The 24,004-nt window shown below is 73.4% G+C and carries 18 protein-coding genes; 6 read left to right on the forward strand and 12 right to left on the reverse strand.

Annotated elements, in window-relative coordinates; all coding sequences use genetic code 11:
* Positions 1-122: 122 nt before the first annotated feature.
* A complete protein-coding gene (gene pepN / locus AB0O91_RS21560; RefSeq protein WP_363435587.1) occupies positions 123-2,687 on the forward strand; it encodes an aminopeptidase N in 2,565 nt (854 codons plus the stop codon).
* 168 nt (positions 2,688-2,855) lie between these two features.
* Here pepN and AB0O91_RS21565 read toward each other — a convergent pair whose 3' ends face one another.
* Both AB0O91_RS21565 and acnA read right to left on the reverse strand, forming a co-directional pair.
* Positions 2,856-4,172, reverse strand: coding sequence for a glycoside hydrolase family 18 protein (locus tag AB0O91_RS21565; protein ID WP_363435590.1), 1,317 nt, complete (start codon positions 4,170-4,172; stop codon positions 2,856-2,858).
* Between the two features lie 166 nt (positions 4,173-4,338).
* Positions 4,339-6,984, reverse strand: a complete 2,646-nt coding sequence (acnA, locus tag AB0O91_RS21570; RefSeq protein WP_363435592.1) for an aconitate hydratase AcnA — start codon at positions 6,982-6,984, stop codon at positions 4,339-4,341.
* 450 nt (positions 6,985-7,434) lie between these two features.
* Between acnA and AB0O91_RS21575 the strand changes: the two genes are divergently transcribed.
* A complete protein-coding gene (locus AB0O91_RS21575; protein WP_363435595.1) occupies positions 7,435-7,968 on the forward strand; it encodes a superoxide dismutase family protein in 534 nt (177 codons plus the stop codon).
* 21 nt (positions 7,969-7,989) lie between these two features.
* Here AB0O91_RS21575 and argF read toward each other — a convergent pair whose 3' ends face one another.
* From argF to AB0O91_RS21590, 3 genes are all read right to left on the reverse strand, one after another.
* Positions 7,990-8,991: an ornithine carbamoyltransferase gene (gene argF, locus AB0O91_RS21580; protein WP_363435598.1), complete on the reverse strand. Its 1,002-nt coding sequence runs from the start codon at positions 8,989-8,991 to the stop codon at positions 7,990-7,992.
* 146 nt (positions 8,992-9,137) lie between these two features.
* Complete coding sequence (locus tag AB0O91_RS21585; RefSeq protein ID WP_363435601.1) at positions 9,138-11,879, reverse strand: polynucleotide kinase-phosphatase; 2,742 nt, start codon at positions 11,877-11,879, stop codon at positions 9,138-9,140.
* The gene (locus AB0O91_RS21590; protein ID WP_363435604.1) at positions 11,876-13,582 is read right to left on the reverse strand and encodes a 3' terminal RNA ribose 2'-O-methyltransferase Hen1; all 1,707 of its coding nucleotides are present in this window, start codon (positions 13,580-13,582) and stop codon (positions 11,876-11,878) included. The genes AB0O91_RS21585 and AB0O91_RS21590 overlap by 4 nt, the downstream gene beginning before the upstream one ends.
* A 141-nt stretch (positions 13,583-13,723) precedes the next feature.
* Here AB0O91_RS21590 and dapD point away from each other — a divergent pair, with 141 nt between their 5' ends.
* Positions 13,724-14,713 (forward strand): 2,3,4,5-tetrahydropyridine-2,6-dicarboxylate N-succinyltransferase, encoded by a 990-nt coding sequence (gene dapD, locus AB0O91_RS21595; RefSeq protein ID WP_363435607.1) that lies wholly within the window; start codon positions 13,724-13,726, stop codon positions 14,711-14,713.
* A 142-nt stretch (positions 14,714-14,855) separates the two neighbouring features.
* On the opposite strand, the gene helR is transcribed toward dapD, so the two are convergent.
* Positions 14,856-17,015 carry an RNA polymerase recycling motor ATPase HelR gene (gene helR, locus AB0O91_RS21600; protein WP_363435610.1) on the reverse strand — a complete coding sequence of 720 codons (2,160 nt, stop codon included), beginning with the start codon at positions 17,013-17,015 and terminating at the stop codon, positions 14,856-14,858.
* Between the two features lie 637 nt (positions 17,016-17,652).
* Here helR and AB0O91_RS21605 point away from each other — a divergent pair.
* Positions 17,653-17,889 carry a hypothetical protein gene (locus tag AB0O91_RS21605; protein ID WP_363435613.1) on the forward strand — a complete coding sequence of 79 codons (237 nt, stop codon included), beginning with the start codon at positions 17,653-17,655 and terminating at the stop codon, positions 17,887-17,889.
* On the opposite strand, the gene AB0O91_RS21610 is transcribed toward AB0O91_RS21605, so the two are convergent.
* From AB0O91_RS21610 to AB0O91_RS21625, 4 genes are all read right to left on the reverse strand, one after another.
* On the reverse strand, positions 17,835-18,449 hold the full coding sequence (locus AB0O91_RS21610) for a DUF6099 family protein (protein ID WP_363435615.1): 615 nt from the start codon (positions 18,447-18,449) through the stop codon (positions 17,835-17,837). The two genes, AB0O91_RS21605 and AB0O91_RS21610, sit on opposite strands and share 55 nt — an antisense overlap.
* Before the next feature lie 168 nt (positions 18,450-18,617).
* Positions 18,618-18,995: a nucleotide pyrophosphohydrolase gene (locus tag AB0O91_RS21615; RefSeq protein ID WP_363435618.1), complete on the reverse strand. Its 378-nt coding sequence runs from the start codon at positions 18,993-18,995 to the stop codon at positions 18,618-18,620.
* A gap of 71 nt (positions 18,996-19,066) precedes the next feature.
* Positions 19,067-20,485 carry an ATP-binding protein gene (locus AB0O91_RS21620; protein ID WP_363435621.1) on the reverse strand — a complete coding sequence of 473 codons (1,419 nt, stop codon included), beginning with the start codon at positions 20,483-20,485 and terminating at the stop codon, positions 19,067-19,069.
* A 100-nt stretch (positions 20,486-20,585) separates the two neighbouring features.
* Positions 20,586-21,476, reverse strand: a complete 891-nt coding sequence (locus AB0O91_RS21625) for a putative RNA methyltransferase (protein WP_363435623.1) — start codon at positions 21,474-21,476, stop codon at positions 20,586-20,588.
* Between the two features lie 207 nt (positions 21,477-21,683).
* Here AB0O91_RS21625 and AB0O91_RS21630 point away from each other — a divergent pair, with 207 nt between their 5' ends.
* On the forward strand, positions 21,684-22,571 hold the full coding sequence (locus tag AB0O91_RS21630) for a GNAT family N-acetyltransferase (RefSeq protein WP_363435626.1): 888 nt from the start codon (positions 21,684-21,686) through the stop codon (positions 22,569-22,571).
* A gap of 83 nt (positions 22,572-22,654) precedes the next feature.
* On the opposite strand, the gene AB0O91_RS21635 is transcribed toward AB0O91_RS21630, so the two are convergent.
* Both AB0O91_RS21635 and AB0O91_RS21640 read right to left on the reverse strand, forming a co-directional pair.
* Positions 22,655-23,089, reverse strand: coding sequence for a fic family toxin-antitoxin system, toxin component (locus AB0O91_RS21635; RefSeq protein ID WP_363435629.1), 435 nt, complete (start codon positions 23,087-23,089; stop codon positions 22,655-22,657).
* The gene (locus AB0O91_RS21640) at positions 23,086-23,322 is read right to left on the reverse strand and encodes a toxin-antitoxin system HicB family antitoxin (RefSeq protein ID WP_350510886.1); all 237 of its coding nucleotides are present in this window, start codon (positions 23,320-23,322) and stop codon (positions 23,086-23,088) included. Before AB0O91_RS21640 ends, AB0O91_RS21635 begins: the two co-directional genes overlap by 4 nt.
* Positions 23,323-23,648: 326 nt before the next feature.
* Between AB0O91_RS21640 and AB0O91_RS21645 the strand changes: the two genes are divergently transcribed.
* Complete coding sequence (locus tag AB0O91_RS21645; protein WP_363435632.1) at positions 23,649-23,843, forward strand: hypothetical protein; 195 nt, start codon at positions 23,649-23,651, stop codon at positions 23,841-23,843.
* The last annotated feature ends 161 nt before the right edge of the window (positions 23,844-24,004 follow it).

Consider the following 24,004-nt stretch of genomic DNA (forward strand, 5'->3'; position numbering starts at 1 on the left):
GTGCAATGGTACCGGCCGCGACGGGCGTGAAAGGATGCCCCTGCGTGCGCGGCGCACACCGCGCACGGACCCGCACCACCCACGCAAGCACCACCGTGCGAGCCGGACAAAGGAGTACCGCCGTGCCGGGCAAGAACCTGAGCCGCGAGGAAGCACAACAGCGAGCCGGCGTCCTGGCCGTCGACGGCTACCGGGTCCGGCTGGACCTGACCTCGGCCCCCGACCCGTCGGCCGCGACGTTCCGCTCGACCACCACCGTCGCCTTCCGCTGCTCCGAGCCCGGCGCCGCCACCTTCCTCGACCTGCTGGCCCCGGCCGTCCGCTCGATCACCCTCAACGGCCGCGCCCTCGACCCGGCCACCGCCTACGACGGCGCCCGGGTGCACGTCGACGGCCTGGCCGCCGAGAACGTCCTCACCGTGGAGGCGGACTGCGCCTACAGCCGCACCGGCGAGGGCCTGCACCGCTTCGTCGACCCGGCGGACGGCGAGACCTACCTCTACACCCACTACGAGCCGGCCGACGCCCGCCGGGTGTTCGCGAACTTCGAACAGCCCGACCTGAAGGCCCCGTTCACCTTCACCGTGACCGCCCCCGCGGCCTGGGACGTGCGCTCCAACGCCGCGCACGAGAACGTCTCCGCCGAAGGCGACGCCCGCACCTGGGAGTTCGCGCCGACCAAGCCGATCTCCACCTACCTCACCGCGGTGGTGGCCGGCCCGTACCACGTCGTCACCGACCACTACAGCCGCGAGCTCGCCGACGGCAGCACCCTGGACATCCCGCTCGCCGCGCTGTGCCGCCGCTCGCTCGCCCCGCACTTCGACGCGGAGGAGATCCTCGGCGTCACCAAGCTCGGACTCGACTTCTTCCACGAGGAGTTCGACTTCCCGTACCCGTTCGGCAAGTACGACCAGTCGTTCGTCCCCGAGTACAACATCGGCGCGATGGAGAACCCCGGCTGCGTGACCTTCAAGGAGGAGTTCGTCTTCCGCTCGAAGGTCACCGACGCCGCCTACGAGTCCCGCGCGAACGTCGTGCTGCACGAGATGGCGCACATGTGGTTCGGCGACCTGGTCACCCCGCGCTGGTGGGACGACCTGTGGCTGAAGGAGTCCTTCGCCGACTTCATGGGCTCCTACGGCCTGATCGGCGCCCGCACCCGGTACTCCTCCGCCTGGGTCACCTTCGCCAACCAGCGCAAGGCCTGGGCCTACCGGCAGGACCAGTTCCCGACCACCCACCCGATCACCGCGGACATCCGGGACCTCGAGGACGCCAAGCTCAACTTCGACGGCATCACCTACGCCAAGGGCGCCTCCGTCCTCAAGCAGCTGGTCGCATACGTCGGTTCGGAGGCCTTCTTCGAGGGCGCCCGCCGCTACTTCCAGCGGCACGCCTACGGCAACACCGAGCTGGGCGACCTGCTGGACGTGCTGGAGGAGACCAGCGGCCGGGACCTCAAGAGCTGGGCCGCCGCCTGGCTGCAGACCGCCGGGGTCAACGCGCTCACCCCGCAGGTCACCACCGACGCCGAGGGCCGGATCACCGAACTGGCCGTGCTCCAGGACGGCGATGTGCTGCGCCCGCACCGGATCGCGGTCGGCCTGTACGACCGGGACTCCGACGGCGCGCTGGTGCGCACCGAGCGGATCGAGCTGGACGTCACCGGCGCCCGCACGGTCGTCACCGAGGCCGCCGGCCGCCCGCGCCCGGCCCTGGTGCTGCTCAACGACGAGGACCTGACCTACTGCAAGATCCGCTTCGACGACGGCTCGCTGGAGACCCTGCGCGCCGGCCTCGGCGACATCCGCGACGAGCTGGCCCGGGCGCTCGCCTGGTCCGCGGTCTGGAACCTCACCCGGGACGGCCTGATGCCGGCCCGCGACTACGTCGCCCTGGTGCTGCGCTTCGCCGGCCAGGAGGGCAACATCGGCGTGCTGCAGTCGCTGCACGCCCAGTCCAAGACCGCCGTCGACCTGTACGCCGCCCCCGAGTGGCGCGCCGAGGGCGCCCGGCAGCTCGCCGACGGCGCGCTGCGCGAGCTGCGCGACGCCGTCCCCGGCAGCGACCACCAGCTCGCCTGGGCCCGCTTCCTGGCCCAGACCGCGGGCGGCGCCGAGCACCTCGGCCTGGTCCGCGGCCTGCTGGCCGGCAGCGCCCGGATCGACGGCCTGGACGTCGACCAGGAGCTGCGCTGGGCGCTCTGGCTGGCCCTGGCCGCCGCCGGGCAGGCCGGTGACGAGGAGCTGGCCGGGGAGCTGGCCTCCGACAACACCGCGGGCGGCAAGCGCCAGTACACCCTGTGCCTGGCCGCCCGGCCCACCCCGGAGGCCAAGGCCGCCGCCTGGTCGGCCGTGATCGACTCGGACGAGCTGCCCAGCGCCCTGGTGGAGGCCAACAGCGCGGGCTTCGCGATCCCCGCCCAGCGCGACCTGACCGCCCTCTACGCGGCGCCGTACTTCAAGCTGCTGGAGAAGGTCTGGGCCGAGCGGACCATCGAGATCGCGATGCGGATCGTCGGCGGCTTCTTCCCGATCGCCCAGACCGACGAGCAGACCCTGGCCGAGGCGGACGGCTGGCTGGACGGCCACCCGCAGGCCGCGCCGGCGCTGCGCCGCCTGGTGCTGGAGCGCCGTGACGACCTGGCCCGCGCCCTGCGCGCGCAGGCCTGCGACCGGGCCTGAGGGCCTTGGCCTTGGCCTTGGCCTTGGCCTTGGCCTTGGCCTTGGCCTTGGCCTGAGGGGCCCGCCGGTTCCCCGGACTTCCGGGAGTCGGCGGGCCCCTCAGTCGTTCCCCGGCCTCGGGTGTTCCCCGGCCTCAGTTCGTTCCCGGGCCTCGGGCGTTCCCCGGTCTCAGTCCCGCCGCAGGCCCCGGTCCAGGGCGGCGATCGCGCTGCCCCGGGCGTCGTCGCCGTCCAGCGACCAGACCATCACCCCGGCCAGGTCGTTCCAGCGCGCGTAGCGGGCCTTCTGGGTGAGCACCTCGGCGGTGTCGTAGCTGTAGAAGGTGGTGCCGTCGTACTTCCAGGACGCGCCGTGGTCGCGGTCCAGGTAGACCTTGCCGGGCAGCGCGTTGAGCTCCTGGTAGGAGTGGTCGGGCGCGGCCGCCGAGGCGCTCTGGTACAGGCCGCCGCGCGGACCGGGCGCGACGCCGGTCCAGCCGTGGCCGTAGAGCGGGGCACCGAGGACGAGCTGCTCGGACGGCATGCCGCGGTCCTGGTAGTGGGTGACGGCGCCGTCCGCGCTGCGCTGCCGGGGGTCCGGGTCGGCCGGGTCGGAGTAGAGGTTGGCCTGGTGGCCGGCGGGGCCCTTGCCCTCCCACGGGCCGTGCAGGTCGTAGGTCATGACGTTGAGCCAGTCCACCGAGCGGCTCAGCTCGGGCAGTTCGAGCCGGTCGGCGACGGTCTCGTTGGCGGCGACGGCGGCGGTGAGCAGGTGGTGTCCGCCCTTGCGGCCGCCCAGCGCGTCGAGCTGGCGGCGGAACTCCCGCATCAGCAGCGTGTAGTTGTGCCCGTCCTCGGGGCGGACCACGTTGCCGGCGTCACCGCCGCCGCCCGGGTACTCCCAGTCGATGTCGATGCCGTCGAAGACGCCGGCGGCCGCGCCCGCGCCGCCCTCCGGGGAGCCGGCCAGGACCGGCAGGTTCCCCTTCAGGTAGAGGTCGATGCACGAGGAGACGAACTTCTTCCGGGAGGCGTCGGTGGCGGCGGCGTCCGAGAAGTACTTGGACCAGCTCCAGCCGCCCAGCGAGATGACGGTGCGCAGCTGGGGGTTCTTCGCCTTGAGCTTGCGCAGCTGGTTGAAGTGGCCCTTGAGGCGCTGGTCCGGGGCGTCGGCGACGCCGTCGACGGACTCGGCGGCGGAGAACGGGCGCTGGTAGTCGTCGCGGGCGTCGCCCTGGCCGGGGTCGTTGCCCTCGAAGCAGGTGCCGTCGGCGGAGACGTTGCCGAAGGCGTAGTTGACCACGGTGAGCCGGGCGGCCTGGCCGGAGTCCTGGACCCGCTTGGCGGAGCTGTCGGCGCCCCACTGGGTGAAGTAGCCGACCCGCTGGCCCGCCAGCCGCGGGCCGTGGCCGTGGTGGGCGTCGGCCGCGACGGCGGTGGAGGCGTCGACCGCGAGCAGGGCGGCGACGGTGGCGGCGGCGAGCAGGGCTGAGGCGCGTGTGGGCATACCGGACCCGTTCTCTGAGGCGTCGTCAAATGGTCTGGACCAGATGGCACAGAGGTTTAGTCCATCGACGGTCGCCCGCACAAGGGGGCGGGGCGGAACGGCGCAGCATGCAGAAGGGGCCGGACCGCGTGGTGCGGTCCGGCCCCTCCGGGCACTACTGCGGGACTCAGCCGATCAGCGAGCGCAGCACGTACTGCAGGATGCCGCCGTTGCGGTAGTAGTCCGCCTCACCGGGGGTGTCGATGCGGACGACCGCGTCGAACTCCTTGTCCCCGGCCTTGACCTTGACGGTCTTCGGGGTGCGACCCTCGTTGAGCTCGGTCACACCGGTGAAGGAGAAGGTCTCCTCGCCGGTCAGACCGAGGGACTCGGCGTTCTCGCCCTCCGGGAACTGCAGCGGCAGGACGCCCATGCCGATCAGGTTCGAGCGGTGGATGCGCTCGTAGGACTCGGCGATGACGGCCTTGACGCCGAGCAGCGCGGTGCCCTTGGCGGCCCAGTCGCGGGACGAGCCGGAGCCGTACTCCTTGCCCGCCAGGACGACCAGCGGGACGCCGGCGGCCTGGTAGTTCTGCGAGGCGTCGTAGATGAACGACACCGGCGCGTCGGCCTGGGTGAAGTCGCGGGTGTAGCCGCCCTCGGTGCCCGGCGCGATCTGGTTGCGCAGGCGGATGTTGGCGAAGGTGCCGCGGATCATGACCTCGTGGTTGCCACGGCGCGAGCCGTAGGAGTTGAAGTCACGCTTCTCGACGCCGTTGGCGGTCAGGTACTGCGCCGCCGGGGTGCCCGGCTTGATGTTGCCGGCCGGGGAGATGTGGTCGGTGGTGACCGAGTCGCCCAGCTTGGCCAGGACGCGGGCGCCGGCGATGTCGGTCACCGGGCTCGGGGTCTTGGCCATGCCCTCGAAGTACGGGGGCTTGCGGACGTAGGTGGACTCGGTGTCCCACTCGAAGGTGTTGCCGGTCGGGACCGGGAGCGACTGCCAGCGGTGGTCACCGGCGAAGACGTCCTGGTAGCCCTTGTCGAACATCGCCTCGTCGATGGAGCCGGCGACGGTGTCGGCGACCTCCTGCTCGGACGGCCAGATGTCGGCGAGGAAGACGTCGTTGCCGTCGGCGTCCTGGCCCAGGGCGTCCCGGGTGATGTCGATGTTCATGTTGCCCGCGAGGGCGTAGGCGACCACCAGCGGCGGGGAGGCCAGGTAGTTCATCTTGACGTCGGGGTTGATCCGGCCCTCGAAGTTGCGGTTGCCGGAGAGCACCGAGACGACGGCCAGGTCGGCCTCGTTGACGGCGGCCGAGACCTCCTCGGGCAGCGGGCCCGAGTTGCCGATGCAGGTGACGCAGCCGTAGCCGACCAGGTTGAAGCCCAGCTTCTCCATGTACGGGAGCAGGCCGGCCTTCTCGTAGTAGTCCATGACGACCTTGGAGCCGGGCGCCAGGGTGGTCTTGACCCAGGGCTTGACGTGCAGGCCCTTCTCCACGGCCTTCTTCGCCAGCAGGGCGGCGCCCAGCATGACGGAGGGGTTGGAGGTGTTGGTGCAGGAGGTGATCGAGGCGATCACGACCGCGCCGTTGTCGATCTCGTAGGTCGAGCCGTCGGGGGCGGTGACGGCGGTCGGCTTCGAGGCCTCGGCGGAGTAGGTCGGCAGCGCCTCGGCGAACCGCTCGGCGGCCTCGGCCAGGATCACGCGGTCCTGCGGGCGCTTCGGGCCGGAGATCGAGGGGACGACGGTGGAGACGTCCAGCTCCAGGTACTCCGAGTAGACCGGCTCGTGCGCCGGGTTGTGCCAGAGGCCCTGCTCCTTGGCGTAGGCCTCGACCAGGGCGAGCTGCTGCTCGTCACGGCCGGTCAGGCGCAGGTAGTTGATCGTCTCGGCGTCGATCGGGAAGATCGCGCAGGTCGAGCCGAACTCCGGCGACATGTTGCCGATGGTGGCGCGGTTGGCCAGCGGGATGGAGCCGATGCCGTCGCCGTAGAACTCGACGAACTTGCCGACCACACCGTGCTTGCGGAGCATCTCGGTGATGGTGAGCACCAGGTCGGTGGCGGTGGTGCCGGCCGGCAGCTCGCCGGTCAGCTTGAAGCCGACGACGCGCGGGATCAGCATGGAGACCGGCTGGCCGAGCATCGCGGCCTCGGCCTCGATGCCGCCGACGCCCCAGCCCAGCACGCCCAGGCCGTTGACCATGGTGGTGTGCGAGTCGGTGCCGACGCAGGTGTCCGGGTAGGCCTGGCCGCCGCGGACCATGACGGTGCGGGCCAGGTGCTCGATGTTCACCTGGTGGACGATGCCGGTGCCCGGCGGGACGACCTTGAACTCGTCGAAGGCGGTCTGGCCCCAGCGCAGGAACTGGTAGCGCTCCTTGTTGCGGCCGTACTCGATCTCGACGTTCTGGGTGAACGCGTCCTTGGTGCCGAACTTGTCGGCGATGACCGAGTGGTCGATGACCAGCTCGGCCGGGGCCAGCGGGTTGATCTTGGCCGGGTCGCCGCCCAGCTCCTTGACCGCCTCGCGCATGGTGGCCAGGTCGACCACGCACGGCACGCCGGTGAAGTCCTGCATGATCACGCGGGCCGGCGTGAACTGGATCTCCTGGCTCGGCTGGGCGTTCTCGTCCCAGTCGCCGAGGGCGCGGATGTGGTCGGCGGTGATGTTCGCGCCGTCCTCCGTGCGGAGCAGGTTCTCCAGCAGCACCTTGAGGCTGTAGGGCAGCCGCTCGGAACCCTCGACGGCGGAGAGCTTGAAGATCTCGTACGACTCGTCGCCCACCTGCAGCGAGCTGCGGGCGTCGAAGCTGTTCGCGGACACGACTGACTCCTTCTGGGTGCTTCGTGCGATATCCGGCCGCCACGCGGTGGTAAGGTCAGCCTTAGTTAGGCTTGCCTCATCCGCATCGCCGGTGCGCGCCTCTCGGCAAGTATCTTGATGTCGAGATATAGCGTAAGCGGCAGTTATCTCGATGTCGAGATAAACCATAGTGCATGCCGCCGCCATCACCACCGCAGGCATGCCCCGGTGGACGACGGCCCAGGTCAGCGGCCGCCCGGGCCGCGACGGTCGCGCTCCGACCGGGCCGGCCGGACCGCTCCCGCCACCATCCTTGCCGCTGTCAACGGCCACCACCAGCCCACCACCGGAGCCGCCGGTCGGCGCGGGGACGACCCGGCCGGGCGGCCCGGCCGGGCGGCCCAGTGTCCGACCGCGGCCGGGGGCGTTGAGCACGGTGACCGTCACTCTGACCGTGGAAGGCCCGAACCGATGCCCGCTCCGTTCGCCACCGCCCTGCTGCCGCTGGCCCTGCTCGTCCCCGCCGCCTCGCCGGTCTCCGTCCTGGAGGCGCACTTCGACCCCGCGACCGCGTTCGTCCCGCCGGCCGCGATCAGCTACGCCGAGGACCTGGTGCCGTACGGCTCGCGCGCCCGGGTCGTCACCGACCGCTCGGAGCCCGGGCGCACCACGCTCACCCTGACGGTGGCCGGGCTCGCCCCCGACCACGAGTTCCCGGTGCACCTGCACACCGGCGACTGCGGGGCCGACCCCGCCTCCTCCGGTCCGCACTACCAGGACGTCGTCGACCCGGTGCAGCCCTCCACCGACCCGGCGTACGCCAACGAGCGCAACGAGCTGAGGCTGGTGCTGCGCACCGACGCCGGGGGCGAGGGCACCGCCCGGGCCACCGTGGAGTGGCAGCCGCGCCCCGGCGAGGCGCGCTCGCTGGTGGTGCACGCGGGCACCCCGGCCGGTCCGCACGCGGCGGGCGACCGGGTGGCCTGCGTCAAGCTGGCGCGCTGACCCGCCGGGAGGGGCCGCCGGTCAGGACCCGAGGGTCGCGACCAGGACCGCCTTGATGGTGTGCAGGCGGTTCTCGGCCTGGTCGAACACGATGGAGTGCGCCGACTCGAACAGCTCGTCGGTGCACTCCAGCTCGGTCATGCCGGTCGCCTCGTACATCTGCTGTCCGACCACCGTGCCGAGGTCGTGGAAGGCCGGCAGGCAGTGCAGGAACTTCACGTTCGGGTTGCCGGTGGCCCGGACGGTGTCCATCGACACCTGGTACGGCTTGAGCAGCTCGATCCGCTCGGCCCACACCTCCTTGGGCTCGCCCATCGAGACCCAGACGTCGGTGTAGAGGAAGTCGGCGCCGGCCACGCCCCCGGCCACGTCCTCGGTCAGCGTGATCCGGGCGCCGGTCCGCTCGGCCAGCGCCTGCGCCGCCTTCTGCACCTCGTCGGCCGGCCAGAGGGCACGCGGGGCGACGATCCGGATGTCCATGCCGAGCAGGGCGCCGGTGACCAGCAGCGAGTTGCCCATGTTGGAGCGGGCGTCGCCGAGGTAGGCGAGGGCGACCTCGGCGAGCGGCTTGGCGGTGTGCTCGGTGACGGTGAGCACGTCGGCCAGCATCTGGGTGGGGTGCCACTCGTCGGTCAGGCCGTTCCAGACCGGGACGCCGGAATGCCGGGCCAGCTCCTCGACGATCTCCTGGCCGTGGCCGCGGTACTCGATGCCGTCGAACATCCGGCCGAGCACCCGGGCGGTGTCCTTCACCGACTCCTTGTGGCCCATCTGCGAACCGGACGGGTCCAGGTAGGTGGTGGTGGCGCCCTGGTCGTGCGCGGCGACCTCGAAGGCGCAGCGGGTGCGGGTGGAGGTCTTCTCGAAGATCAGCGCGATGTTCTTCCCGCGCAGCCGGGGCTGCTCGGTACCCGCATACTTGGCCGCCTTGAGCCCGGCGGCGAGGTCCACCAGGAAGCGGAACTCCTGGGGCGTGAAGTCGAGCTCCTTGAGGAAGTGCCTGTTCCGGAGGTTGAAGGCCATACCGGGCTCCTGGGGTGACGGGACGTGCGGGAAAGCGGCAAGTGTATACGACTAACGGAATTTCTATACAGAGCGATGCCGACGGAGGGGAGTCCCCTGGCGGAACTCCCCCTCCGTGCCCCCTCCGCGCTCCCCTCCGCCGGCCCTTACAGTCGCGGGTCGACCGGCTCGGACTCCAGCGCGAGCACCGCGAACACCGGCTCGTGCACCCGCCACAGCGGCTCCCCCGCCGCCAGCCGGTCCAGACCCTCCAGGCCCAGCGCGTACTCGCGCAGCGCCAGCGAACGCTTGTGGCCCAGCGACCGCATCCGCAGCCGCTCCAGGTGCTCGGTGTAGTCCGGGCCGTAGACGATCCGCAGGTACTCCCGGCCGCGGACCTTCACCCCCGGCTGCACCAGGCCGCCGGGCCGGCCCTCGCCGCGGACCGTGCGCACCGGCGAGACCAGCGGCTTGACCACCATGCCCTCGCCGCCGGCCGCCGTCAGCTCCTCCCACCAGGCGGTAGCGGCCGCCGTCGAGTCCTCGTCCTCGAGGTCCACCAGGACCCGGCCGGTGCGGTGCAGCACCGGGGTCGCCGTGTCGGCGGTCGTCTTGCCGTCGGTCGTCTCGCCGTCGGTCGCCGTTCCGGCCACCGCGCTTCCGTCCGCCGCCGTGCCGTCTGCCGCCGTGCCGTCCGCCGCCACCAGGCGGTCGATCCAGGCCAGGTGCTCGTCGTGCGGGCGCACCGCGAGGTTCGTCCCCTCGGCGGCCAGCAGCTGGAACGGCGCCAGCCGGATGCCCGACAGGCCCTCGGTCGGCCAGCAGTACCGCCGGTACGCCTCGGTGAACGCCCGGGCGTCGGCGGCCCGGCGGCGCTGGCGGGAGGCCAGCGCACCCAGGTCCAGCCCGCGCGCGGCCGCCTGCTCCAGCGCCGACAGCACCTCGGGCAGGGCGGCCCCGGCCGCCGCGCCGACCGCCGCGTACTGGCGGCGCAGCAGCTCCACCGCCTTCAGCGACCACGGCATCAGCTCGGCGTCCAACAAGAGCCAGTCGGTGCCCAACTCCTCGAACAGGCCTGATCGTTCGGCCGCCGAGCGGACCCTTCCGAGCACCGCGCCGGTCAGCTCCTCGTCGTCGAGGAAGGCCCGGCCGGTGCGGGTCCAGATCGCGCCCGGCCCGGCCACGCCGAACCGCCGCTCCAGCGCGGCACCGTCCCGGGCGACCAGCAGGACGGCGCGCGAGCCCATGTGCTTCTCCTCGCACACCAGGTACCGGACGCCGTCCGCGCGGTAGCCGAGGAAGGCCTCCTCCGGGTGCTCCAGGTAGCCCTCCCGGCGGGAGGTCGGGCTCGGCGCCATGGTCGGCGGCAGGTAGGCGAGCAGCCGCGGGTCCAGCGCGAATCGGCTCATCACCTCCAGGGCGGCCGCCGCGTTCTCCTCCCGGACCGCGACCCGGCCGTGCAGGGCGGTCTCCACCACCCGGCGCCCGGCCACGTCGGCGAGGTCCAACGGACGGCCCTCACGGGCACCCGGCGCGTCGCCGTGCAGCGGGCGCACCGGCGCGTACCACTCCTGTTCGGCCTCGACACCCACCAGCTCCCGCTCCGGGTAGCGCAGCGCGGTCAGGCTTCCGCCGAACACGCAGCCGGTGTCCAGGCAGATGGTGTTGTTGAGGAAGCTCGCGGTCGGCACCGGGGTGTGGCCGTAGACCACCAGCGCCCGGCCCCGGTACTCCTCCGCCCACGGGTAGCGCACCGGCAGGCCGTACTCGTCGGTCTCGCCGGTGGTCTCCCCGTACAGCGCGTGCGAGCGCACCCGGCCGGACGCCCGGCCGTGGTACCGCTCCGGCAGACCGGCGTGGCAGACCACCAGGGCTCCGCCGTCCAGCAGGTAGTGGCTCACCAGGCCGCGCATGAAGGCGCGCACCTCGACCTTGAACTCCTCGGGCTCATCGGCCAGTTGGTCCAGCGACTCCCGGAGGCCGTGCGAGACGGTGACCTTCTTGCCGTCCATCGCCCGGCCGAGCTTGTTCTCGTGGTTGCCCGGCACGCAGAGCGCGTGGCCGGCCGCCACCATGCCCATCACCAGGCGCAGCACCCCCGGGGTGTCCGGGCCGCGGTCGACCAGGTCGCCGACGAACACGGCGGTGCGGCCCCCGGGGTGGACGGCGTCCACCGGACGGCCCCGGCCGTCCCGGGCGAGGTGGTAGCCCAGGCGGGTCAGCAGCGTCTCCAGCTCGGAGCGGCAGCCGTGGATGTCGCCGACGATGTCGAAGGGGCCGGTGAGGTGGCGCAGGTCGTTGTAGCGCTTCTCCAGCTCGATCCCGGCGGCCGCCACCTCCGCCTCGCCGCGCAGCACGTGCACCTTGCGGAAGCCCTCCCGCTCCAGGCCGCGCAGTGAGCGGCGCAGCTCGCGGTGCTGGCGCGGGACGACGTGCGCGGGCATCCGGCGGTCCGGGCGCGACAGGTTGCGCTCGGCGCACACGCCGGGCGGGACGTCCAGCACGATCGCGATCGGCAGCACGTCGTGCGCGCGGGCCAGCGCGACCAGCTGGCGGCGGGCCTCCGGCTGGACGTTGGTGGCGTCCACGACGGTCAGCCGGCCGGCCGCGAGGCGCTTGCCGACGATGTAGTGGAGGAGGTCGAAGGCCTCGGCGGAGGCGGACTGGTCGTTCTCGTCGTCGGCCACCAGGCCGCGGCAGAAGTCGGAGGAGACCACCTGGGTGGGGAGGAAGTGGCGGCGGGCGAAGGTCGACTTGCCCGCACCGCTGGTGCCGATCAGGACGACGAGGGAGACGTCGGTGACCGGGAGGCGGCGGGGGGCGGTCCCGGCGGAGCCGGGCGCGGGGGCGTCGTCGGGCGCGGGGGCGGCCGCGGGGGCGTCGTCGGGCGCGGTGGCGTCGTCGGTCATCGGGGTTCGCCTCCTTCGGGCGTCGTGGCGGTGTCGGTCCTCGTCGTGGTCGCGGCCGTGGCCGCGGTGGTGCTGTCGCGTGGGTCCGTGTTCCCGGTACGGAACAGGGCAAGCTGGGTCGGCGGGCCGACCTCCGGGTCCTCCGGGCCGACCGGGCGCAACTCCACCGTGTAGCCGTACGCCGCCGCGACCTTCGCCGCCCAGGCGCCGAACTCGGCCCGGGACCACTCGAAGCGGTGGTCGGCGTGCCGCGCCCGGCCCGCCGGCAGGCTCTCCCAGCGGACGTTGTACTCCACGTTGGGCGTGGTGACGACGACCGCCCCCGGACGGGCCGCGCCGAACACCGCGTACTCCAGGGCCGGTAGCCGCGGCAGGTCCAGGTGCTCGATCACCTCGCACAGCACCGCCGCGTCGTAGCCCTTCAGCCGGGCGTCGGTGTAGGTCAGCGCGCCCTGCGTCAGCGTCACCCGGGCGGCCTGCCGCTCGGGCAGCCGCTCCAGGCGCAGCCTGCGCTTCGCCGCCTGGAGCGCCCGGGCGGACACGTCCACGCCGAGGATGCCGGTGAACCGGGCGTCCTTCAGCAGTTCGCCGATCAACTCGCCCTGGCCGCAGCCGAGATCGGCGACCCGGGCCGCGCCGCTGTCACGCAGGGCGGCGAGGATCGCGGCGCGGCGCTGCTCGGCGAGGGAGGGCGGCCGGGGGTCGGTGCGCTCGGCGGTTCCGGCGGCGTCGGTGACGTCTGCGGTTCCGGCCGCGGCGGTACCGTCGGTCGTTCCGGCCGCGCCGGTGGCGTCGGTGGCGTCCTCGTCGGGCCGGTCGTCGACCGCGTTGTCGATCTCCTCGACCTCCCGGTCGTCCGCCTCGGCGAGCCGGGCCAGCTCCAGGCGCTCCATCGCGGCCCGGGTCAGCGACCAGCGCCGGGCCAGGTAGCGGCGGGTGATCAGGGCGCGCTCCGGGTGGGTTGCCAGCCAGCCCTCTCCGGCGGCGAGCAGCTTGTCCACCTCGTCCGGGGCGACCCAGTAGTGCTTGGCGCCGTCCAGCACCGGCAGCAGCACGTACAACTGCTGGAGCGCGTCGGCCGGCCGCGCCGCGTCCGAGGACAGCACGACCCGCACGTAGCGGGACTCGCCCCACTCCGGGAAGGCCTCGTCCAGCGGGATCGGCGTCGCCTCCACCCGCCAGCCGAGCGGCTCGAACAGCCGGGCCGTCAGCGCCGGGCCGCCGCTCGCGGCGCCCGTACCGCCCGGGCCGCTTGAGCCGCTTGAGCCGCTGGTACCGCTCGGGCCCGTGCCGTTCGCGGGCACGGCGGGCAGCTCGATCCGCAGGGGGCGGAGCCGTCCCGGCAGGTCCGGACGGAGCGGACAGTCCCCCTTCATCGCGGAGCGGAACACCGTGCGCAGCGCCACCGCGAGCAGCGAGGACGCGGCGTACGGACGGTCGTTGACGTACTGGGAGAGCGCGAAGTCGGGCGAGCCGCCGCGCCCCCTGCCGTCGCCCCGGCCCTTGCGGACCAGGTCGATCGGGTCGACGTCGAGCAGCAGCGCCGCCGTGCAGACCTCGTCGTCCGCCCGGGGGTAGAAGACGTGGGCCTCGCCGTGCGAGGTCGTGAAACGCTGGACCCGGTCGGGATGCTTGTGCAGCAGGAACCCGAGATCCGTCGCCGGGCCCTCGGTGCTGCCGGTAGTGGAAATCGACATGAACACCCGGCCGAGTATTGCCCAGCGACACGCGTCCGAGCACCGGGTTTTCCCTCCCCGTGAGCCGCTGGCCTGCGGGTCCGGCGGGCGCGTCCGGACGCTGGGCGTGTTCGGCACCGGGGCCCCGCATTGGTTAACGTGCACGGTGTGACTGCTGAATCCACCTCCCTTCCGAACGGCGCCGTGGCCACCGGTCTGGCCACCATCGCCGCCGACGGCACCGTCCTCGACACCTGGTACCCCGCCCCCGAGCTGGCCGCCGAGCCCGGCCCGGCCGGCACCGTCCGGCTGACCGCCGAGCAGGCCGAGGCCGCGCTCGGCGCCGGTGCGGCCGACGCCCTGCGGGCCGACGCCCGCCGCGGCGTCGAGGTGGTCGCCGTGCGCACCACCATCGCCTCGCTGGACGAGAAGCCGCTCGACACCCACGACGTGTACCTGCGCCTGCACCTGCTCAGCCACCGCCTGGTCCGGCCGCACGGCCAGAACCTGGACGGCATCTTCGGTCTGCTCGCCAACGTCGCGTGGACCAGCATCGGCCCCGTGCCGGTGGACAAGGTCGAGCAGGCCCGCCTCGCCGTCCGCGCCCAGGGCGGCCAGCTGGCCGTGTACGGCATCGACAAGTTCCCGCGGATGACCGACTACGTCGCCCCGAGCGGCGTGCGCATCGCCCACGCCGACCGCGTCCGGCTCGGCGCGCACCTGGCGGTCGGTACCACCGTGATGCACGAGGGCTTCGTCAACTTCAACGCCGGCACCCTCGGCACCTCGATGGTCGAGGGCCGGATCAGCGCGGGCGTCGTGGTCGGCGACCACAGCGACATCGGCGGCGGCGCCTCGATCATGGGCACCCTGTCCGGTGGCGGCAAGCAGGTCGTCTCGGTCGGCGAGCGCTGCCTGCTGGGCGCCAACGCGGGCATCGGCATCTCGCTCGGCAACGACTGCGTGGTCGAGGCCGGACTGTACGTCACCGCCGGCACCCGGGTCACCGCCCCTGACGGGAAGGTGGCCAAGGCCGTCGAGCTGTCCGGCCAGGACAACCTGCTGTTCCGCCGCAACTCGCAGTCCGGCGCGGTCGAGGTCATCGCCCGCTCCGGTTCCTGGGGCGGCCTGAACGCGGACCTGCACGCCCACAACTGACCTGCGGGCCACGGCCCTTGGGGGTCGGTGGCGGCGAGGACCAGCTGACCGAGGGGCCCGGCGCCGGATGCGCGCCGGGCCCCTTCGGCGTACGGGCCTCCTCGACGTACCGGCGCCGGGCCCGGGCGCGACCGCGCCGCCGTCAGTGACTGCGCAGGACGACGAGCTGCCGGGTCGCCCTCGTCATCGCGACGTAGCGGTCGACCGCGCCCTCCACGCCGTCGCCGAAGGCCTCCGGGTCGACCAGGACGACCAGGTCGAACTCCAGCCCCTTGGCCAGCTCCGGGGTCAGCGAGCGGACCCTCGCCCGCTCCCGGAACCCCGGATCGCCGATCACGCAGGCCACGCCCTCGTCGTGCTCGGCGAGCCAGCCGTCCAGCAGCGCCGTCAACTCCGCCACCGAGCCGTGCCGGACCGGAACTCCGCTGCTGCGCACCGAGGTCGGCACGTTGGCGTCCGGCAGCGCCGCCCGGATCGCGGGCTCGGCCTCCGCCATCACCTCCTCCGGGGTGCGGTAGTTGATGCTCAGCGAGGCCATCGTGGTGCGGTCGAACCCGACCCGGTCGAGCCGCTCCTGCCACGACTCGGCGAAGCCGTGCCGGGCCTGCGCGCGGTCCCCGACGATGGTGAAGCTCCGGGACGGGCAGCGCAGCAGCAGCATCTGCCACTCGGCGTCGGTCAGTTCCTGGGCCTCGTCCACCACGATGTGGGCGAACGGGCCGTCCAGCGGCTCCGCCGCGAGTTCGGTCAGCGCGTCCTCGTCGACCAGGGTGTGCTGGAGGTCCCGGCCGCGCAGCATCGTCACCACGCCCTCGCCGTCGTCGTCGGCCTCGATCAGGTCGCCGATCACCTCCGACATCCGCTCACGCTCGGCCGCGACCGAAGCCCGCAGGCGCTGCCGGCGCAGCGTCGCCTCGCGGTCCCCGAGCCGCTGCCGGGCCGCGTCGAGCAGCGGCAGGTCGGAGACCGTCCAGGCCTGCGGGGCGTGCTTGCGCTGGAGCGTGCGGACCTCCTCCGGCGTCAGCCCGGGCGCGCACATCCGCAGGTAGGCGGGGACCGACCAGAGGTCGCCGACCAGGTCGGTCGCGTCGAGCAGCGGCCAGGCGCGGTTGAGCGTCTCCACCAGCTCCCGGTCCTGCCGCAGCGAGCGCTGGAAGAGCTCGGGGGTGACCTCCTCCTCGCCCTGCTCCAGCTTGTCCAGCAGGATCGCGGCCAGCTCGTCCCAGATCTGCTCGCGCGCCTCGTTGTGCGGGGTGCCCGGGTCCGGGGCGTCGAAGGCCTCGGACCAGTCCTCGGCGCTCACCCACAGGTCGGCCCAGTGGGTGCTGGCCAGCAGGCCCTCGGTCGGCGGCTCCTCGTAGAAGCGGACGGCCTTCTCGATCGCCTTCACCAGGTCCGCCGAGGACTTCAGCCGCGCCACCTCCGGGTCGGCCTCCAAGGCCGCGCCCGCGCCCTCGGGGACCAGGTCCCGCAGGGTGCAGGTGCGCACCCCCTCCTCGCCGAGGCTGGGCAGCACGTCGGCGACGTAGTTCAGGTACGGCTGGTGCGGGCCGACGAACAGCACGCCACCGCGCCGGTGGCCCAGGCGCGGGTCGGAGTACAGCAGGTAGGCCGAGCGGTGCAGGGCGACCACGGTCTTGCCGGTACCGGGGCCGCCGTCGACCACCAGGGCGCCGCGCGAACCGGCCCGGATGATCGCGTCCTGGTCGAACTGGATGGTGGCGAGGACGTCCCGCATCCGGGCCGAGCGGTTGCCGCCCAGGCTGGCGATGAACGCCGACTGGTCGTCCAGCGCGGCATGCCCCTCCAGGCCCTCGGCGGTGAACACCTCGTCCCAGTAGTCGGTGATCCGGCCGCGGGTCCAGCGGTACCGGCGACGGCTCGCCAGACCCAGCGGGTCGGCGTGGGTCGCCGCGAAGAACGGCTCGGCCGCGGGCGAGCGCCAGTCGACCAGCAGCCGCCGGCCCTCGCTGTCGGTCAGGCCCAGCCTGCCGACGTACAGCGGCTCGGCGGCCTCGGTGGCCACGATGCGCCCCAGGCACAGGTCCAGCCCGTACCGACGCAGCGCGCGCAGCCGACCGCTCAGCCGGTACACCTCGACGTCCCGGTCCATCGCCGCCTGCCCCGCCCCGCCCGGGGCGCGGCGCACGGTGTCGAGCTGGTCGGAGAGCTCCGCGATGGTCCGCTCCAGGCTGTCCGCGATGGCCGCGAAGTGCCGCTCGTCGGCCGCGACGAGCGCCGGATCGGCCTTGGCGGAGAGGCGCGCGGGGAGGTCGAAAGCACTGGTGGTCAGGGGGTTCATGGCATCAGCTCCGATCTGAGGCCTGCGATTGTGCGCCACCAGGGGGGCCTTGCCGCAAGGCCCCCCACCGGCTATAGATTGATAGTGGCGGGAGGAGTGTCCTCCCCCTCCACTCCCCGCCTTCCTCCCTCCCCCGGGCCCCAGGCTGATCCGCACTCCCACCCGTGACCGCCAACGGAGCCGGCCCACACCGAAGGCCTGAGCCTTCGATCAAGGCGAGGGGATTCGAACTTGCGAGGGGTTGCCCCCAAGACGCTTGCCAAGCGTGTCGGGAAATTCCCGGGCCCATGCCTGTACCTGCCGCTCCTCAAGTGCTCTCGGGGGACGCTTTCCCGGCCCCGGCCCCGGCGCCGCGATCGCGCGGCGCCGGGGCCCAATACTGAATGACCATCGACTCCTTGGGGGCCTCCCCTCCCCCTCCCCCCTCCCCCTCCCGCCCTCCGCCCTCTGCCTTCCCGCTGCCCGTGTGGGTCCGCTCCCTAGCCCAGGGCGCGCCCCGGCGGCAACCCCGTCTCACCCGCGAGGCTTACGCCGTAACGGAGTTGGACCGCATCGGGTGGTGCGTGGTGACCGACTGCCGGGCCGGTTCGTTGGTCGGTGCGGCACACCGCACCACCGATCCGAAGAGGTTCCCGTCATGTCCGACCCCTCTGCCACGCCGCCGTCCCCGAGCAGCCCGACCGGCTCGGTCACCGGCGACCCGGCCGGACCCGCGATCCCCAAGACCCTGCTCGAGCAGATGCAGGAACTGCTCGCCTCGGTGACCGCGGACCTCGCCGCGCTGCAGTCCGACACCCGGGACATCGCCCCGCTCGACGCCTACCCGGCCGGCACGGACACCTCCGGCGCCTCGTCCGCGCCGGTCGCCCGGTAGTCGGTCGGCCCGTCCTCGTCCGGCGGGCCGAGCCGGACCACCAGTAACGGCGCGCTCTGATCGTCCAGCTCCGGCTCCGCGCCGCCGAGCACCGTCCGCTCCGCACCTCCGCCCCGGTCGGCCGCCTCGAGCAGGCGCGCCGTCACGTCCTTGCACTCCGACACCGCGTCGACCCCGTCGATGCACGCCCAGTAGAGGCTTTCGGTGTCGGCCCCGCAGGCCAGCACCACGAGCGTCTCCCCGACCTCCCGCAGCAGGTCGTCCAACGCCCCCAGCGCCACCACCGGTTCGCCGAGGTCGGTGAGCCGACCGGCCCGGCCGCCGTTCACCAGACTGCTGCTGGTGACGGACCGGCCCAGGCAGACCGCCGCATGTGCGCCCGCCTCGGAGAGTTGCCGACCGAGGCCGGGAAGGTCGTCGTCCTCCTCCGACTCCGTCAGCAACGCGCCCACCGCTTCGGTGAGCAGCACCGCCTGCCGTGCCTCGGCCAGCACGTCCGGTACGTGTCTCGCCTCGGCCAGGGCGTGCCGGGCCGTCCTGATCAGTCGCAGCGCCTCCATGGCCCCCGTTCCTTCCGCTCGTCGTCGCCGTCGACCGGCTCCGCCGCCAGGGGCGGTGCGCGGTCACAGGGAGAGCGTGCGGGGAGGGCGGGGTGGGTCGCATCCACCCTGGCGAAAGCTGTGGACAACCCGGGGGCTGTGGACAACTTCCGTCCCTCACAAGGATGGTCAGCCGACCTCCGGGTTGACGTCGGTCGCCGCGCCCGGCACCGGGAAGCGGTGTTCATTGCGCTCGATCTTGGCGGCAAGCGCTTCCAGGGGATCCACTCCGACCGCTGTGCAGAACTGCAGCAGGTACGCGAGCACGTCCGCGACCTCGTCGCGGACCCGGTGGGCCCGCTCCGGATCGGACATCACCGCCGCCGCCTGCTCGGGCGTGAGCCACTGGAAGATCTCCAGCAGTTCCCCGGCCTCGACGCTCAGCGCCGCTGCCAGGTTCTTCGGCGTGTGGAACGGCTCCCAGCGCCGGGCCGCCGCGAACTCCACCAACCGTTGCCGCAGCCCCTCCAGGCTCGGCTCCCCGGGCACCGGCCCGGCCCCCGACACCGCGCCCACCTCCACCGCCGCCCCCGCCGCTTCCGCTTCCGACCCGGGCCCCGACCTCGTCACTCGCTCGTTCACGCCCCCAGGTCTACCGCACCGGCGTCCCCGACCGCAGCCGGGGCACCGTCACCTCCCCCGGCCGCCGACGAGCCCTCCTCGCCCCGTCCGCTCTGGACCGGCACCCGGGCCGCCTCCGCCCGCAGCACCGTCAGCCCCGTCCCCGGATCCCGCCGGCACGCCACCAGCACCGCCGCCCCCGACCGCCCCGCCCCCGATCCCCCCTCGCCCGCCCCGAACGCCTCCCGCGCCGCCGTCGGCTCCTGCAACGCGGCCACCACCCGCAGCTGGTTGCGCCCCGCCATGTCCCGCGCCAGCCGCAGCAGCGACGCAGTCTGCTCGGTGCCGAGCCCGGCCCCGAGATCCTCGGCGAGCACGGTGAGCTGCCGGTGCGCCCACGGCACCTCGGCGGCCACGTCGAGATCGAGCACCCCGGCCCCGGTCAGCAGCACCGCCGCGAAGGCGAGGTGGCGCAGCATCCCGTCGGAGGCCTGGTCGGCCCCGGTACGCCCGAGCACGCCCTCGTCGAAGACGGTCAGCACCCGCCGCCCCGCCCCGCGCTCGCCCTCGCGTTCGGCGAGGGCGAGCCCGAGCAGCGGGTGCGGCGCGGCGGTCTGGACGGCCCGCAGCAGTTGCCCGTAGCGGCGCGGGCACTCGTGGGCGAGCCGGTGGATGACGGCCGAGATGTTCGCGGCGTTGCTGCGCAGCCGCGCCTGCGGATCGGCCTTGGCCCAGCCGCGCATCAGGGCCGGGACGGGGTGCAGCGGGAAGACCTCGCGCAGCGCGGTGAGGAGGTCCTCGGTGGCGGCGAGGACGAGCCGTTCGCCGCTGGACGAGCCGGCCACCCGCAGCGGCAGCTGCGCGGTGATCATGGTGCCGCTGGGGAACGGCGCCCGGATGTCGCCCTGGCGGGTGTCGTTGTGCCAGCAGACGTTGACGCGCCCGCTCCGGACGTCCTGCTCGCCGGTGTCCATCAGGGTGCGGCCGTCGAGGCTGAGCGACTCCCGGGCGATCCGGACCGCCCCGTCGGTGCGGATCACCAGGTCGAGCCGGATCCGGCCGCGCGGCGAGCAGACGGTGCAGCCCAGGATGACGGCGTCCCGCCCGTGCGGGACGCAGCCGGCCAGGCCGCCGCGCACGGCGGTGGCGAGCGGGCCGGTGCGGCCGGGCAGTCCGTCCAGCGAACCGGCGATCCCCTCGCCGAGGGCGAGTCGGGCCAGCACGGCCAGCGCGTCGAGGGCGTTGGACTTGCCGACCCCAGCCGGCCCGTGCAGCACGGTGAGCGGCGCGAGCGGCAGCACGGCCCGCCGGTAGGACTTGAAGGCGGTGAGCCGCAGCTCCTCGACGGTGGGACGTGGCGCGGGCGGCCGGTCGGGCCCCGGGGCGCCCGGGCGCAGTTGGGCCGGCCCGACGGGCACGGCGGCGTCGCGGTTCACCCGTCGGACGTTAGCCGCAGCGCGACGGGGCGAAACGTGCCTGCACGCCAGATTCATCCCAACGTGGCGAACCTGACGCGCACCGCTGACCGGAGCGTGACTACAGCGGCCGCCGGTACCGGGCCACCGTCACCGAGGCCGTCACCTCGACCGGTTCCGGCAGCTCCGCGAGGGCGGCGGCGAGCCGCTCGGGGTCGGTGTGCCAGGCGCTCGGCCCCATGCCGACGACGGTCCGGACGTCCTGCCCGGAGAGCCGCAGGGTGAACTCGACCGACCGCTGGTCGACCGGGGTCAGGTACGGGCCGAGCTTCTCGTCGATCCGGCGCTGCTTCTCCTCGTCCACTGACAACAGGCCCAGGGCGGCGACGAGTTGGCGCAGATGGTTGGAGGTGGGCGAGACCAGCAGCAGGGTGCCGCCGGGGCGCAGCACGCGGCGGATCTCGGGGCCGTTGCGCGGGGCGAAGACGTTGAGCATCAGGTCGGTGGAGGCGTCGCCCAGCGGCAGCGGGCGCCACGCGTCGCAGACCACCGCGCCGATCCGGGGATGGGCCCTGGCGGCGCGGCGCAGCGCGTACTTGGAGATGTCAAGGGCGGCGCCGACCCGGCCGGGCAGGGCGTCCAGGACGTGGGCCAGGTAGTGGCCGGTGCCGGCGCCGAGGTCGACGACCAGACCCTCCGTGTCGGCACCCGCCGTGGCCTCCACGGCCTCGGAAGCGGCGGAAGCCGTGGAAGCGGTGGAAGCCGCTGCGGCCTCGGCGAGGGCGTCGGCGATGGGCCGGTAGTGCCCCGCCGCGAGGAAGTCGGCACGGGCGGCGACCATCTCGGCGGTGTCGCCGGTGCCGGTGTGGGCGTCCCCGGCGAGGAGGCTGACGTACCCCTGCTTGGCGAGGTCGAAGCTGTGTCCGGCCGGGCAGCGCAGACTGCGCTGGTGCCGGGCGAGGGCCTGCGCACAGTGGGGGCAGGCCAGGTAGCGCTCGATGTCCTGCAGCAACGTTCCGTCTTCTCTCGCCGTTCGGCCCCGGCCGATCGCGTTCGGGGTCGCCGGCCAGCCTAACCACCCGCGCCCGCCGCCGGACCGACCCCCGCGCCGCCCGGCCGACCCGAACTCCTACTCGAAGCCCCGGCGACCCCGGCAGCCCGGCAACCTCGCAGCACAATTCAGTGGCGCCCCGCCGACCGCCCTGCTTGGATGCACGCCGTGACTTCAGCTTCTCCCGCCCCGGACCGCTCCCTGCTCGACGCGATCGAGCGCTACTACGACGCCGTGCCGCGCAGCGCCGCCGTCGCCGAGGACTTCGGCCCGCTGACCCTGTTCGTCCGCAACAGCAGCACCGGCTGGCACTACTACGCCCGCCCCACCCCCGGCCACGACGGCCCGGCCGCCACCGCCGAGGACGTCCGCCGAGTGCGCGAGCGGCAGCGGGAGTTGGGTGTGCCGGAGGCCTTCGAGTGGGTCGCCGAGCAGAACCCGGAGCTGCGCGCGGCGGTGGAGGCGACCGGCTTGGCGGTGCACGAGCACCCGCTGCTGGTCCTCGGTCCGCAGGACGAGGCGGCCCCGGCACCGGTCCTCCCGGAGCGGGTGACGGTGCGGGTACTGGCCGCGGACGCCCCCGAACTGGCCGACGCGATCGCCGTTCCGCACGTGGCCTTCGGCAATCCGGGCACCGCCACCGGAGCCGCCGGAGCGGCCGAACTGGCCCTGAGCGCCGCCACGTTGACGGCCGAGGGCGCGGTGGCACGGGTCGCCGGGCGGATCACCGACGGCGTCTCCGCGCTGGCCGCCGCACTGGACGGCGACGAGGTGCTGTGCTCGGGCCAGCACAACCCGGTGGGCCCGGTCAGCGAGGTGGTCGGGGTCGGGACGCTCCCGTCCGCCCGCCGGCGCGGGCTGGGTCTGGCGGTGACCGCGGCCCTGGTCGCGCACGCCCGCGCCAACGACGTACGGACGGTCTTCCTCTCCGCCGCCGACGAGGACGTCGCCCGGATCTACCGCCGGGCCGGTTTCCGCCCGTTCGCGACGGCCCTCATCGCGGAGCCCACCACGCCGGACACGACCCCGACCGCCGAGCCGGACGCCGGGGCCTGAACCCGAGCGACCCGAGCGGCCCCCGCACCCGCCCCCGGCGCGGGGCCCCGGCACCGGCACCGGGCACCGAACGGGGACGGCGGTCAGTCGTCGTCCCCGTCCCCGTCCTCGTCGTCCACCCCCGTGACACCCTCGCCCTCCGCCTCGTCGACCACCCAGGCGGCCAGCCGTTCGGAGACCCCGGACACCCCGATCCGCCCTTCCCGGATGGCCCGGGAGAGGCTGCGCACCTCGCGGGCGGTGGTGGCGACGGTGCAGCCGCTGGCGACGAGGTAGGCGTAGGCGACGGCGGTCGCGAAGAGCTCGTTGGTCTTCTCCAGCGCGGGCACCCGGATCAGCTGGTGCATCAACGCGGCCGCGCGGTCCTGCGGTTCGGGGTAGACGGAGATGTCGAAGATCTCGGCCTGGTGCCGGGTGACGGCCGCGAGCAGCGAGCCGTAGTCGGTGACCTGCGGGTCACCGGGCGTGTACTGCTCGGCGGTCATGAGCAGCCACGAGAGGTCGACCTCCAGTTTCAACGGCGCACGTCCTGGAGCTCGCCCGACTCCCCGAACTCGGCGAGGAAGGCCGTCTCGTACTCCTTCATGAACTGTGCGGCGGCGTCGATGAAGGCCTGTCCCGACTCACCCATGTCCTGCTGGACGAGGCGTTCGATGTACTGGTTCATGCTGATCCCCTGCTGCTCCGCCCGTTCCCGGGCCATCTCCGCGGTCGTGGCGTCCACTCGGACGTTCAGCTGCTTCTTGCCCATGCCGTTCAAGCTAGCGCTGAAGTGCTAGCACAACAAGGGCGCACGCGCACCGCCCGCACACCTGCCGCACGCCCCCTCGCAACCTCTCCGTCACCGAGCCGTCGGCCGGCCCCGCCCGGGCCGCCCCGAAAAGCTCCGCGCATCCCCGAGAGGCTCCAGGAGGCCCCGGGAAGCCGCCGGGGAAGCCACCCGGTCCCCCACCGGTACCCGACCGGACCTACCCTGAACCTGACCGGCCCTGACTTGAACAGTCCTGCACCATCCGGGACTCTGAACTCTCCTGAGCGTTCCCCGAGCGGCACCGACCGGTTTTGTGGAGGCCGGCAATGACAGCCATGTTCGACCAGGAGCTGCGCGAGCAGCTCGCCCAGGCCCGGCAGGACCTCGCGGCGGCCCGGGCCGAAGGGGACGCCGACGGCGTCCAGGCGTACGAGGGCCGGGTCGCCTCGCTCCTACGGCTCGCCGCCCAGCACGGCATCGACCTCCCGCACAGCGCCGACGAGGAGGAGCACAACGAGTAGCCCCGGCCGGAGATCAGGCCGACGACCAGACGGGCGACCGGACGCACACTCCGGCGCACGCCCCTGCGCCCCGGCGACCGACCCGCCGGAGGAGCCGGAAACGCCGAGGAGGCGGCACCCCGTGGTGTACGGGTGCCGCCCGATCGGAAGAGCACACGGCG

The organism is Kitasatospora sp. NPDC089797 (assembly GCF_040684795.1).
Lineage (GTDB): Bacteria > Actinomycetota > Actinomycetes > Streptomycetales > Streptomycetaceae > Kitasatospora.